The 12,618-nt window shown below is 63.2% G+C and carries 12 protein-coding genes; 2 read left to right on the top strand and 10 right to left on the bottom strand.

Going from position 1 to position 12,618, the window contains the following annotated elements; all coding sequences use genetic code 11:
* Positions 1-2 precede the first annotated feature (2 nt).
* A complete protein-coding gene (locus JQK88_RS04650) occupies positions 3-1,103 on the top strand; it encodes an ABC transporter ATP-binding protein (protein ID WP_192255239.1) in 1,101 nt (366 codons plus the stop codon).
* On the opposite strand, the gene JQK88_RS04645 is transcribed toward JQK88_RS04650, so the two are convergent.
* From JQK88_RS04645 to gcvA, 9 genes are all read right to left on the bottom strand, one after another.
* Positions 1,096-2,682, bottom strand: a complete 1,587-nt coding sequence (locus JQK88_RS04645) for an FGGY-family carbohydrate kinase (protein ID WP_203277612.1) — start codon at positions 2,680-2,682, stop codon at positions 1,096-1,098. The genes JQK88_RS04650 and JQK88_RS04645 overlap by 8 nt on opposite strands.
* A complete protein-coding gene (locus JQK88_RS04640) occupies positions 2,679-3,362 on the bottom strand; it encodes an HAD family hydrolase (protein ID WP_203277611.1) in 684 nt (227 codons plus the stop codon). The genes JQK88_RS04645 and JQK88_RS04640 overlap by 4 nt, the downstream gene beginning before the upstream one ends.
* An 11-nt stretch (positions 3,363-3,373) precedes the next feature.
* Complete coding sequence (locus JQK88_RS04635) at positions 3,374-4,852, bottom strand: mannitol dehydrogenase family protein (protein ID WP_203277610.1); 1,479 nt, start codon at positions 4,850-4,852, stop codon at positions 3,374-3,376.
* A gap of 88 nt (positions 4,853-4,940) precedes the next feature.
* Positions 4,941-5,711, bottom strand: coding sequence for an L-iditol 2-dehydrogenase (locus tag JQK88_RS04630; RefSeq protein ID WP_192255247.1), 771 nt, complete (start codon positions 5,709-5,711; stop codon positions 4,941-4,943).
* Positions 5,708-6,712, bottom strand: coding sequence for an ABC transporter ATP-binding protein (locus JQK88_RS04625; RefSeq protein WP_112560003.1), 1,005 nt, complete (start codon positions 6,710-6,712; stop codon positions 5,708-5,710). The genes JQK88_RS04630 and JQK88_RS04625 overlap by 4 nt, the downstream gene beginning before the upstream one ends.
* A gap of 107 nt (positions 6,713-6,819) precedes the next feature.
* Entirely contained in the window at positions 6,820-7,644 is an 825-nt protein-coding gene (locus tag JQK88_RS04620) for a carbohydrate ABC transporter permease (protein WP_112560002.1), read from the bottom strand.
* Between the two features lie 11 nt (positions 7,645-7,655).
* Entirely contained in the window at positions 7,656-8,528 is an 873-nt protein-coding gene (locus JQK88_RS04615) for a carbohydrate ABC transporter permease (protein WP_112560001.1), read from the bottom strand.
* A gap of 119 nt (positions 8,529-8,647) precedes the next feature.
* Entirely contained in the window at positions 8,648-9,958 is a 1,311-nt protein-coding gene (locus JQK88_RS04610; protein WP_112560000.1) for an ABC transporter substrate-binding protein, read from the bottom strand.
* A 462-nt stretch (positions 9,959-10,420) separates the two neighbouring features.
* Positions 10,421-11,329: a transcriptional regulator GcvA gene (gene gcvA, locus JQK88_RS04605; RefSeq protein WP_203277609.1), complete on the bottom strand. Its 909-nt coding sequence runs from the start codon at positions 11,327-11,329 to the stop codon at positions 10,421-10,423.
* Between the two features lie 110 nt (positions 11,330-11,439).
* On the opposite strand from gcvA, the gene JQK88_RS04600 reads away from it, so the two are divergent.
* Positions 11,440-11,625: a hypothetical protein gene (locus JQK88_RS04600; protein ID WP_192255251.1), complete on the top strand. Its 186-nt coding sequence runs from the start codon at positions 11,440-11,442 to the stop codon at positions 11,623-11,625.
* A 23-nt stretch (positions 11,626-11,648) separates the two neighbouring features.
* Here the strand turns inward: JQK88_RS04600 and JQK88_RS04595 are convergent, their stop codons facing one another.
* Positions 11,649-12,608 carry a sugar-binding transcriptional regulator gene (locus JQK88_RS04595; RefSeq protein WP_112559996.1) on the bottom strand — a complete coding sequence of 320 codons (960 nt, stop codon included), beginning with the start codon at positions 12,606-12,608 and terminating at the stop codon, positions 11,649-11,651.
* Positions 12,609-12,618: the final 10 nt, after the last annotated feature.

Raw genomic sequence — 12,618 nt, 5'->3', positions numbered from 1 at the left:
TCATGTCCGCGATCGTTTGCTCCCATGTCGACAAGGCCTACGGCGCCACCACCGTCATCCGCGATCTCAATCTCTCGATCGAGGAGCATGAGTTCGTCGTCTTCCTCGGGCCTTCCGGCTGCGGCAAGTCGACCTTGTTGAGGATGCTGGCCGGGCTGGAGGATATCAGCGGCGGCGAGGTGTCGATCGGCGGCAGAGTGGTCAACGATCTCGAACCCGGCGATCGCGGCATCGCCATGGTGTTCCAGAACTATGCGCTCTACCCGCACATGACGATCTTCGACAACATCGCCTTCGGCCTCAAGCGGCAGAAGGTGCCCGCGGCCGAGATCCAGAAGCGGGTCGAGGCGGTGGCCAAGACGCTGGGCCTCGAACCTTACCTCGCCCGCAAGCCGACGGAGCTTTCCGGCGGCCAGCAGCAGCGCGTGGCGATTGCGCGCGCCATGATCAAGACGCCGAAGGTGTTCCTGTTCGACGAGCCGCTGTCCAATCTCGACGCCAAGCTGCGCAACCACATGCGGGTCGAGATCGCCCGGCTGCATCAGTCACTGAAGACCACCACCGTCTACGTCACCCACGACCAGCTCGAAGCGATGACGCTGGCGGACCGCATCGTTTTGCTCAAGGACGGCGTCATCGAACAGATCGGCTCGCCGGCCGAGATTTACAGGCAGCCGGGCAATCTGTTCGTCGCCGGCTTCATCGGCACACCGAATATGAATTTCATCGACGTGGCGGTCGGTCGGAAGGACGACCGCTGGGCGCTGACGGGTGCCGGCACGACCTTTTCCATCGAAGGCTCCGGCTTCGACCTGGGAGGCGTCCATCGCGCGGTGCTTGGGGTCCGGCCTCCGGACCTGAAGACCGCCGACGCCGGGGACAGCACCAACCTCCTGCAAGGCACTGCCGATCTCATCGAGTTCCATGGCAATGACGCGCTGGTGACGTTCGCCTGTGGCGGCAAGGAGGTCAGCGCGCTGGTGCCGGCCCGCGAATGCCCGGCGTTGCGCGCGCCTGTGCGTTATACATTCGAGGAGGAGAGCGTCCACCTGTTCGACGCGACGTCAGGTGTATCCTTGCGCAAAGCGCAGAAGCCTAGCTGATGGCGTCGAGCGCCTGCCGCTGGCGGTGCATTTCGAGGAAAATCTTGTAGTCGCGGTCGAAACGGCCTGACGCGGCCGGGTTCGAGGCGCGCGTTCTGCCGCCTTGCTGCATGGCGACACAGGCGGCGTTCAGGTCCGGAAACAGGCCAGCGGCGGTGGCGGCGACCATGCCGGTGCCGAGCAGCACCGCTTCGTCGGCCAGCGGCTCGATCACCGCGCAGCCAGTGGCGTCAGCATAAAGCTCCATCAAAAGCGGGTTCTTGGTGTGGCCGCCGGTGACATGCAGCGTGTCGATGAGATAGCCATTCTCGTTCAGCGCCTCCAGCACATGGCGCACGCCGAGCGCGATGCCGACGGCGGTGCGCCAGTAGAGCTTGCACAGGCTGTCGAAGGAGGAATCCAGCGTCAGCCCGCTGACCACGCCGACGGCATGCGGATCGGCAAGCGGCGAGCGGTTGCCGTGAAAATCCGGCAGCACGTGCAGCCGGGCGGCGAGCTTGTCGCCCTCTGTCGCGCGCAGTTCTGCGACGCGTCTGGCGATCTTGGCATGCATGGCGGCGTCCGGCTCGCCGCCGGCGCCATGCCAGCGGATGATATGGTCGAGCAGAGCTCCGGTGGCCGACTGGCCGCCTTCCGACAGCCACAGTTTTGGAAGTGCCGCGCCATAGTAAGGACCCCAGACGCCGGCAAAGGGCTGCGGGTCGGGCGACATCGCCATGACGCAGCTCGACGTGCCGGCGATCAGCGCCAGATGCCGGCCGATATTCTGTTGATCGCCGGCAAAGCCGCCGAGCACGCCGAGCGCGCCGGCATAAGCGTCGATGACGCCGGCGCCCATCCGGCAGTTTTCCGTCAAGCCAAGCTCGGTGGCCGCTTCTGCCGAGAGCGTGCCGATATCGGCGCCGACCGCACTCGCCTTCTCCGGCAGGTTGCCGTGCTCGAACAGATCGCTTAGCCCGACAGTCTCGAAGAAGTCGCGACGCCAGCCGGTTTCTTCGTGCGCCAGATAGGTCCATTTGGCGGTCAGCGTGCATTGCGAACGCGCCAGCGAACCGGTCGCCTTCCAGGTCAGGAAATCGGTGAGATCAAATAGATAGCCGGCTTCATGCCATGTGCCGGGCAGATTGCGCTTCAGCCACATCAGCTTCGGCGTCGCCATCTCCGGTGACATGACGCCGCCGATATAGTCGAGCACGGCGTGGCCGCTTGCCGTGCACTCGTCGGCTTCGGCAATGGCGCGGTGGTCGAGCCAGACGATGGTGTCCCAGCGCCGCTCGCCCGTCACCGACACGCTGAGTTGGCCGCCATCCCTGTTCAGCACCACCAGCGAGCAGGTGGCGTCGAACGACATGCCGACAATGTCTTCAGCTGACACGCCGGCCTTTTCGCGCGCCGCGCGCACCGCAATGCACACTGCCGACCAGATATCCTGCGAATTGTGCTCGGCGTGATCAGCCTTCGGCTGGTTCATGACGATCGGATGCTCGGCGCGGCCGAGCAAGGTGCCTGACGTGTCGAGAATGCCCGCGCGGGCGCTCCCGGTGCCGACATCGACCGCGCAAACGAAGCTTTTCGTCAAGATGCTTTTACTCTCGCTCCCAGGCCTGCAATCAGATCGGGCAATTGCAGCATGTCAGCGAATATAAAGTCCGGTTCACTCGACGCAAGCCGCGCTTTCAAGGCCGGGTTGCCGGCGTGCGAACCGCCGGTGAAGGCAAAGACGCGCATGCCGGCGGCCCGGGCCGCGGCGATGCCGGCCGGGCTGTCCTCGACGACAAGGCAGCTGCTCGGATGGGCCCGCATCGAGGCGGCGGCGTGGAGAAAAAGATCCGGCGCCGGCTTGCCGCGCGCGACCATGGCGGCGCTGAACAGATGCGGCTCGAGCAGGCCGAGCAGGCCGGTGACGTCGAGCGCATAGCGGATGCGGTCGAGCGTGCCCGAGGAGGCGACGCAGCAAGGTGCGCCCAGTTTCGGCAGGACCTCCCTGATCCCGGGTATCGGCTTCAGCTCCTCGCGGAATTTGCGCATCAGTTCGACGCGCATGTCGGTCAGCTGACCGTCGGTGATGTCGATCGCGAAATCGCGGCCGAGAATTTCGCGCACGCTTTTCATGCTCTTGCCGAGGAAGTGCTCGTAGGCGGCGTCCTCGCTGACCGAACCGCCGGCAGCCGTGATCATGCCAAGCAGGGCCGAGACTGACAGCGCCTCGCTGTCGACCAGCACGCCGTCACAGTCGAAGATGACCAGTTCGGGCGTCATTGCGGCTCGCGTCAGAGCTTGCCGGCGATGTAGCGCGTCAGCGTCGCGCGCGCACCATTCGCCCACAAGACGTTGAGCGCATGGGCAAAGGCCTCGGCAAACGGCGCCGAGCGGCCGACATCGCCATAGATGTCCTCCATCGCAAGCCAGGTGCCGGGCTTGTCCTTCGCCGCCTTGGCGGTGGCCTGCAGCCGGTCCCAGCTCGGATCGTTGGCCTCGATGACGGCGCCGCTGTCGGTGGTGCCGAAGCAGTAGCGGCACCACAGTGCCGATTCCAGCGCGAGACCCGCAACGCTTTTGCCGGCTTTCAGCCGGTCGGCGATGGTCGGGATGATGAATTTCGGCTGCCGGTTGGAACCGTCGAGGCAAAGTCTTCGGATGGTGTCACCGATCTTCGGGTTGGAGAAGCGGTGCTCGATGAGCTGATAATAGTCCTCCAGCACGGTGTTCGGCACTGGCGGCACGGTCGGAATGATCTCGTCATGTTCGAGCTTGGCGAGGAAGCCGCGCACCAGAGGCTCCTGCATCGCCTCGTGGACGAAATGGATGTCCATCAGTCCTGCTGGATAGGCGATGGTGGCATGGCCGCCATTGAGGATGCGGATCTTCATCAGCTCGTAAGGCGCGACGTCCTTGACGAATTGGACGCCGACTTTCTCCAGCGGCGGACGGCCGTCAGTGAAATGATCCTCCAGCACCCATTGCTTGAACGGCTCGCAGAACACCGGCCAATTGTCCTCGAGGCCGAACTCCGTGGCCAGGATGCCGCGCTCGCGATCGGAGGTGGCCGGCGTGATGCGATCGACCATGCCATTCGGGAAGGCGACGTTGTCGCTGACCCAGTTGGCCAGATCTTCGTCGATCAGGCGGGCAAGGCCGATGACGCCGTCCGACGTGACATGGCCGTTGTGGGGGATGTTGTCGCAGGACATGACTGTGAACGGCACGATGCCGTCGGCGCGGCGGCGCATCAGGCCGGCCAGGATGAGGCCGAACACCGTCTTCGGCGTCGTGCCGGCCTGCGCGTCGGCGACGATGTCGGGATGGGTCGGGTTGAACTTGCCGGAGGCCGGATCGATGAAATAGCCGCCTTCGGTGATGGTCAACGATACGATCTTGATGGCGGGATCGGCAAGCTGGTCGATGATGGCATCCGCATCGCCGGGCGTTAGGAAGTCGATCATGACGCCGGTGACGCGGGCGCTCATATGGTCGGAATCCTGCTCGACCACGGTGGTCAGCCAGTCCTGTTCCTGCAACTTGGAACGGCCGATTTTCTCGCCCTCGAAGACGCCGGCGCCGATCAACGCCCAATCATGGCCAATGCCCGCGTTGAAGAGGTCGTCGAGATAGACAGCCTGGTGCGAGCGATGGAAATTGCCGACGCCGAAATGGACGATGCCGGCTTTGAGCGCAGTGCGATCGTATTTCGGGCCGGCGACCTCTGGGGGAAGCTTGGCGAGGATGGAGGAAGAGAGTTTCATGGTCATCTGCTTTTACCCTTTGGCCGGGCTGCGGCCTGCGTAATCCCGGCCTCTTCTCCCCGTGGAGGGACGGGGAGAAGAGTGCCTTCGCCCCTCAACTCATCCACTGGCCACCATCGACATTGTAGGTCTGGGCGACGATGTATTCGGCGTCATCGCTGGCCAGGAACACGGCCATGCCGGTCAGGTCCTCCGGCTTGCCCATGCGGCCGTAAGGCACGCCCTCGCCGACCAGCCGCTTCTTCTCGCCCTTCGGCCGGTTCTCATACTTGGCGAACAGCGCGTCGACCTCATCCCACATGTCGCTGTCGACGACGCCCGGCGCGATGCCATTGACGTTGATGCGGTGCTTGATCAAGTCGAGCCCTGCCGACTGGGTGAGCGAAATGACCGCGGCCTTGGTGGCGCAGTAGACGGCGACCAGCGGCTCGCCGCGCCGTCCGGCCTGACTCGCGATGTTGATGATCTTGCCGCCCTTGCCGCGTGCGATCATTGAGCGGGCTGCGGCCTGCAGCATGAACAGCGTACCGGCGACATTGACCGAAAACAATTTGTCGTAGCTCGCCTTGGTGATCTCGATGATCGGCGCCAGGTCGAACAAAGCGGCGTTGTTGATCAGTATGTCGAGGCCGCCGGTTCTTGTCTCGACCGCCTTGACCGCCGCCTCGATCGAAGCGAGGTCGGAGACGTCGAGCCTGACCGCATAGGCCTTGGCGCCAATCTCGGAGGCTGTCTTTTCGGCAGCCGCCAGATTGATATCGGCAATGGCGACGGTCGCGCCCTCGCGCACATAGGCTTCGGCGAAGGCCCTGCCTATGCCCCGCGCAGATCCGGTGATCAGCGCCGATTTGCCTTTCAGCCTCACTGCGTCAGTGCCTTTCCGTCGGGGCCGAAGCGATGCATCCGAACCTTGTCGGGCGTGAGGTAGATGGTGTCGCCGTGACGGACAGGCATTTCGCCGTCGGCGCGCACGGTCAGCGTGCCGACGCCATCGGCCTGGACGTGCAGGAAGGTGTCGGATCCCAAATGTTCGGCAACGCCAACAGTGGCTTTCCAGTCGCCCGCCGTGGTCGAGATGTTCATGTGCTCGGGACGGATACCGATGGTCTTGGCGTTGTATTTGGCGGCCGGCGCGCCTTCGATCAGGTTCATCTTCGGCGAACCGATGAAGCCGGCCACGAACAGGTTCTTCGGCGACTTGTAGAGCTCCATCGGCGAGCCGACCTGTTCGATGTTGCCGGCGTTGAGCACGACGATCTTGTCAGCCATGGTCATGGCTTCGATCTGGTCGTGGGTGACGTAGATCATCGTCGTCTTGAGCTGATGGTGCAGCTCGCTGATTTCCAGCCGCATGGTGCCGCGCAGTGCGGCATCAAGGTTGGACAGCGGTTCGTCGAACAGGAAGGCCGAGGGCTGGCGCACGATGGCGCGGCCGATGGCGACGCGCTGGCGCTGGCCGCCGGAGAGCTGGCCGGGCCGGCGCTCGAGGTAGTTGGTGAGGTTGAGCACGCGGGCCGCGTCCTTCACCTTCTTGTCGATCGTCGCCACATCCTCGCCCGCCATCTTCAGCGGGAAGCCGATGTTCTTGGCCACCGTCATATGCGGGTAGAGCGCATAGGACTGGAACACCATGGCCAGCTTGCGCTTGGCCGGCGCCTCGCCGGTGACGTCGCGGCCATCGATGTTGATGGTGCCGCCGCTGGTGTCCTCAAGGCCGGCGATGAGGCGCAGCAGCGTGGACTTGCCGCAACCCGACGGACCGACGAAGACGACGAACTCGCCATTCTCAATGACCAGGTCAAGGCCTGGAATGATGACCGTCGATCCGAAATGCTTGGAGACGTTCTTGAGCGTGATGTTTCCCATGGTTTCCTCCCCGAGGGGTAACTATTTGGTTTACGCAATTCCGGACGGAAAACCGCTACACACTTTTCCTGGAATTGCTTCAGCCGGTTGCTTCAGGCAGTTTCGGTTTACTTCACGGCTCCGAACGTCAGGCCGCGCACCAGCTGCTTCTGGCTGAACCAGCCCATGATCAGGATCGGGGCGATCGCCAGCGTCGAGGCCGCCGATAGCTTGGCCCAGAACAGGCCTTGCGGGCTTGAGAACGAACTGATGAAGGCCGTCAGCGGCGCGGCCTCTGTGGTGGTCAGACGGATGGTCCAGAACGCTTCGTTCCATGCCAGGATGATGTTGAGGAGCATGGTCGACGCTATGCCTGGTACCGCCATCGGGGTCAGCACATAGGCGATCTCGCCCCACAGTGTAGCGCCGTCCATGCGCGCCGCTTCGAGGATTTCGCCAGGGATTTCGCGGAAGTAGGTGTAGAGCATCCAGATCACGATCGGCAGGTTGATCAGCATCAGCATGACCATCAAGCCGATGCGGCTGTCGAGCAGGCCGGTGTCGCGGAAGATCAGGTAGATCGGGAACAGCACCGCGACCGCCGGCATCATCTTGGTCGAGAGCATCCACATCAGGATGTCTTTGGTCCGTTTGCCCGGCGAGAAGGCCATCGACCAGGCGGCCGGAACCGCGACGATCAGGGCCAGGATGGTCGAGCCGACCGAGAGCAGCACCGAGTTGAAGAAGAACTTGAAATAGCCGCTCTGCGCCTGGACCTCGGTATAGCTCTCGAACGTCCCCGACGGGATCAGGGCGAAGCCCTGGATGGCCTCCTGCTCCGACTTGAACGAGGTGATGATCGTATAGAGGATCGGGAAGAAGATCAGCAGCGCGACGATCCAGGCGGCGCCGGTCGCAATGACCTTGTGTTGGGTGGTGACTGCACGTGCCATCGTATCCTCCCTTACTTGTCCAGGTTCTTGCCGACTGCGCGCATGGCGAAGAAGGCGACGATGTTGGCGAGAATGACGGCGATGACACCGCCGGCGGATGCCTGGCCGATTTTGAACTCCAGCAATGCCTTCTGGTAGACGAGGAAGGGCAGGTTGGTGGAGGCGTAGCCGGGGCCGCCATTGGTGGTGACCAGGATCTCGGCATAGACCGACAGCAGGAAGATGGTCTGGATCAGGATGACGACGGTGATGGCGCGCGACATGTGCGGCAGCGTCAGATAGATGAAGCGGCTGACGAAGCCGGCGCCGTCCATCTCGGCGGCTTCCTTCTGCTCGCCGTCAAGTGACTGCAGGGCAGTCAAAAGGATAAGCGTCGCGAAAGGCAACCATTGCCAGGCGACGATGATGATGATCGCCATCATCGGATGCTGCCCGAACCAGTCGATCGGTTGAGCCCCGAAGAAGCGCGCAATGTCGGCGAAGACGCCGTATTGCGGATGCATGATCATGTTCTTCCAGACAAGCGCCGCCACCGGCGGCATGACGAAGAACGGTGAGATGACGAGGATGCGCACGATCCCCTGTCCCCACATCGGCTGATCGATCAAAAGCGCCAGCAGGATGCCGCCGATGACGGTGATCAGCAGCACGCTGCCCACCAGAACAAGCGTGTTGAGGATCGACTGCAGGAAGGCCGGGTTGGAATAGAACAGCGCGTAGTTGGAGAAGCCGACGAACCCGTCGCGGATCGGATTGAGCGGATTGTACTGCTGGAAGGAGAACCACAGGGTGATGACCAGCGGCACGATCATCCAGACGAACAGCAGCACCACGGATGGCGCCATCATGAAACGGGCAAGCGAACGAGTCTGCTGAGTAGCCATGACGGTCACCCTTCAAGGTCAGCCAAATTTTCAAGTGTGTGAAAGAGGCCGCCCGAACTGGGATTCGGGCGGCCGTTGCCGGCCAGGAAGGCGGCCGGCAGTCGGCACCGGGAGGAGCCTTACTTGATATAACCGCCTTCGGTCATCGTTGCCGTGGCGGCGTCCTGGGCCTGCTTGAGCGCATCGTCGACGCTCGACTGGCCGGCAAGCGCCGCCGAGAAGAGCTGGCCGACGGTGGTGCCGAGACCCTGGAACTCAGGGATGGCGACGAACTGGACGCCGACATAGGGCACCGGCTTGACGGTCGGATGCGTCGGGTCGGCGGCGTTGATGGAGTCCAGCGTCATCTTGGCGAACGGAGCCGCCTTCTGGTATTCGGCATTGGCGTAGAGCGAGGAGCGCGTGCCCGGAGGAACGTTGGCCCAGCCTTCCTTCGCCGCGACGAGCTCGGCATAGTGCTTCGAGGTCGCCCAGGAGACGAACTTCTGAGCCGCATCAGCCTTCTGCGTACCGGCGGGGATGGCCAGAGACCAAGCCCACAGCCAGTTGCCGCGTTTGCCCAGACCGTTGTCGGGAGCAAGAGCATAACCGACCTTGTCGGCGACAGTGGAAGCTTTCGGGTCAGAGACGAATGAGGCGGCGACGGTGGCGTCGATCCACATTCCGCACTTGCCCTGCTGGAACAGCGCCAGGTTTTCGTTGAAGCCGTTGGACGAGGCGCCCTCAGGACCGTCGGCCTTCATCAGGTCGACATAGAATTGCAGCGTGTTCTTCCATTCCGGCTGATCGAATTGCGGCTTCCAGTTCTCGTCGAACCAGCGGGCACCGAAGGAGTTCGACATGGCGGTCAGGAAGGCCATGTTCTCGCCCCAGCCGGCCTTGCCGCGCAGACATACGCCGTTCACGCCATTGGCGCGGTCGGTCATCTTGTCGGCGGCCTGCTTGATGAAGTCCCAGGTCGGGGCGTCGGGCATGGTCAGCCCTGCCTTCTCCATCAGGTCCTTGCGGTACATGACGAAGGAGCTTTCGCCGTAGAACGGTGCTGCATAGAGCTTGCCGTCGACCGACAGGCCGCCGGCGATGGCCGGGATGATGTCTTTTGCGTCATAGTCGTCGCCGAGTTTGTCGAGCGGCAACAGCCAGCTCTGCTTGGCCCAGATCGGAACCTCGTAGGTGCCGATGGTCATCACGTCATACTGGCCACCCTTGGTGGCGATGTCGGTGGTGACGCGCTCGCGCAGCACGTTCTCTTCGAGCGTGACCCAGTTGAGCGTGATGTCGGGGTTAGCCTTGGTGAAGTCGTCCGTCAGCTTCTGCATGCGGACCATATCGCCGTTGTTGACGGTGGCAATGGTGATGGATTCGGCATGCGCGGCGAAAGCAAAAGCGCTGGCCGACAACAAGCCCAAAGTGAGCGTGCGAAGTTTCATCAAATTCCTCCCATGAACCAAGATGAGCATTTGCCTTGGTGCTGAGCAATTACTCACTTGGCATTAATTATGTCAAGCCGGATTCGATGCTGCAGCGCAGCACGCGGGCACCGCGCGGCGTCGGGTGGAGAGGGAATATTCGATGGATTGGGAGGGTAGCTGTCGGGCGCGATTTACCAGACCGGCTTGTTGCCAGCCATCGCAACCCCATCAATAACGGAGCTAGGCAAACCCTCAGCCGTGGGCCGGATAGCCTCCGACGGAATATTCGAAAACACTGCCGTCGCGAATTTGCTTGGCCCTGGTCAGCGTTTCCGTCACCCGGATCCAGTTTGGTTCGTCCTTGCGCAGCCTAACTTCCCGGCCGATTGCCTCTACGGCTGCTTGTCCCCGAAAAGCGAAGTTTTGCGACTAGACCTTGCAGAGTTCACTCCCGGAACCATTCCGCGAATTGCTCGGGCCTTAAGCGCAGGCGATCTCAGCCAGTATCCAGTCCCGGAAGGCCTTTATCTTCGGCACGTTGCGGCGGGCTGTCGGGTAGACCAGCCAATAGGCGTGGCCGTCGTCGCCAACCAGGTCGAAGGGCTGGATCAGGCGGCCGGCGGCGAGCTCGGTCTTGAACAGCGCCGTGGTCAGGATCGCCACGCCATGGCCGGCGATCGCCGCATTCGCCTCATAGGCCTGCGCGCCCATGCTGGTGCCGGTGCGATTGGCAAGTTCGTCCGCCGGCACGCCGGCAAGGGCGAACCATTCCCGCCACCATATGTCGGTGGGATCGAGAATGGGCAGTTTGAACAGGTCGGCCGGTTCGTGGACGCCACCAATGCTGGCGGCGAGCGCCGGGCTGAGCACCGGCGTGAAATCGGCCTTGAACAGAAGATGGGTTTCGACCCCCGGCCATTTACCGCTGCCGGAGCGGATGGCAATGTCCACGTCCTCGCGGGCGAAATCGATGACCCTGTTCGAGGTATCGACACGCACCGCCAGCGACGGATGCGACAGCTGGAAGGAGCCGAGGTGCTGCGCCAGCCAGTTCGAGGCGAAGGTCAGCAGCGTCGACACGCAAAGCACGCCATCGGCGCCGCCGCGTGCGGCCGAATACGCGCTGCTGATCAGACTGAACGCCTCGCTGACGGCGGGCGCCAGGCGCTGGCCGGGTTCGGTCAGCACGATCTGGCGCGGCTGACGCAGGAACAGCGGCGAACCGATGCGCTCTTCAAGGAGCTTGATCTGATAGCTGGCGGCGGCCTGGGTCATGCCCAGTTCCTCCGCGGCCTTGGTGAAGGATAGATGCCGTGCGACGGCTTCGAACACCCTGATGGCCTGCAGCGGTGGCAGTTGGGCAAGCTGTGGTGCCTTGAGTTCGGGCATAAGCCCTCCTTATGGGTCATGATCGACGTTTGATTGGAAGCCGGAGCCGATCAGACCGATATCTGGTGCCGACGATCAATCCAGTTCAAGCATAGCGGAGGCTGAAGATCATGACCACGGTACAGCAAAAGCTCCATTCAACCCCGGCGCAGAGCTGGTTTTCCGTGCTGGCGCACGAATTTTCGCTGCTGGTGAGCCGCAAGCGCGGCTATGTCGACGTCAGGGACCTGTCGCCGCATTTGCAGCGCGACATGGGTTTCCTCGATGGAAACGACGTTTGCGGCCGGCACAAATAGCCGTGCCGATTTTTATCGCCAGCTCAGGCGCTGTCGAGCAGGGCCGTGGCGGTCCGCTCGTCGGTGATGAGGCCGTTGACCAGCCGCCGGTTCACCGCCGCCAGAATGCCCGGCAGCTTGCGCTCGCCCATGGCGAGCGCAATGACGAGCGATTTTTCGCGTGACGGCAACGCGGCCGACGATACCCGGTCGTTGGTGATGCCCTCGATCATGCGGCCTTCCCGGTCGAACACCCAGCCGACGATCTCGGCGACGCCGCCGGCCTTTTGCAGCGCCTTCAATTCACTTTCCGAGATGAAGCCGTCCTCGTAGAGCGGCGCCTTCGGGCCGAGATCGCCAATGCCGACAAAGGTGACGTCGGCTTCCGCGGCCAGCGCCAGCGTCGGCTGGATCATCGGCTGGGCGAGCAGCATTTCACGCTCTTCGGGCGACGAGGCGATGACCGGCAGCGGCATCGGGAACGAGCGCGCCTTGACCCTGTCGGCCATGGTGAAGATGACGTTGTAGAAGGCGGCAGAACCGTCGGGCGAGATGTTGCCGGTCAAGGACACCACCTTGTGCTGCGAGCATTCCATCGGCGGCAGCTGCTCGATCGCCGCCTTCAGCGTGCGGCCGGTGCCGATGGCCATGACGATCGGCGTCGGCGACCTGAGCCGCCGCTCGATCTCGGCCGCGGCCGCCTCGGCAATGCCGATCGTGGTCGAGGACGAGGTCGGATCGCTCGGCACCACTTCGACCAAATCGAGCGCGAAGCGCGACCTCAGCCGTGCGGCAAGGTCGAGGCAGTTGGCGATCGGGTGATCAACGCGCACCTTGATCAGCCCTTCCGACACCGCCAGCGACACCAGCCGCTGCGCTGTCTGCCGGGAAATGCCGAGCGTGGTGGCGATCTGGTCCTGCGTGTTGCCGGCAACATAATATAGCCAGCCGGCGCGCGCCGCCTCATCCAGCCTGTTGCTGCCGCCGTCCTGCCGCGAATTCAAAGTCTTCCTC

Origin of the sequence: Mesorhizobium caraganae (genome assembly GCF_016836705.1) — a bacterium.
Classification (GTDB): domain Bacteria; phylum Pseudomonadota; class Alphaproteobacteria; order Rhizobiales; family Rhizobiaceae; genus Mesorhizobium; species Mesorhizobium caraganae.
This window is presented reverse-complemented; position numbering and strand designations above follow the sequence as displayed.

Excerpts from the sequence above, each read along its gene's own strand:
- gcvA (WP_203277609.1), bottom strand. The coding sequence starts at position 11,329 with ATGCCCGAACTCAAGGCACCACAGCTTGCCCAACTGCCACCGCTGCAG.
- JQK88_RS04620 (WP_112560002.1), bottom strand. The coding sequence starts at position 7,644 with ATGGCACGTGCAGTCACCACCCAACACAAGGTCATTGCGACCGGCGCC.
- JQK88_RS04635 (WP_203277610.1), bottom strand. The coding sequence starts at position 4,852 with ATGACCATGAAACTCTCTTCCTCCATCCTCGCCAAGCTTCCCCCAGAG.
- JQK88_RS04610 (WP_112560000.1), bottom strand. The coding sequence starts at position 9,958 with ATGAAACTTCGCACGCTCACTTTGGGCTTGTTGTCGGCCAGCGCTTTT.
- JQK88_RS04650 (WP_192255239.1), top strand. The coding sequence starts at position 3 with ATGTCCGCGATCGTTTGCTCCCATGTCGACAAGGCCTACGGCGCCACC.
- JQK88_RS04615 (WP_112560001.1), bottom strand. The coding sequence starts at position 8,528 with ATGGCTACTCAGCAGACTCGTTCGCTTGCCCGTTTCATGATGGCGCCA.
- JQK88_RS04625 (WP_112560003.1), bottom strand. The coding sequence starts at position 6,712 with ATGGGAAACATCACGCTCAAGAACGTCTCCAAGCATTTCGGATCGACG.
- JQK88_RS04600 (WP_192255251.1), top strand. The coding sequence starts at position 11,440 with ATGACCACGGTACAGCAAAAGCTCCATTCAACCCCGGCGCAGAGCTGG.
- JQK88_RS04640 (WP_203277611.1), bottom strand. The coding sequence starts at position 3,362 with ATGACGCCCGAACTGGTCATCTTCGACTGTGACGGCGTGCTGGTCGAC.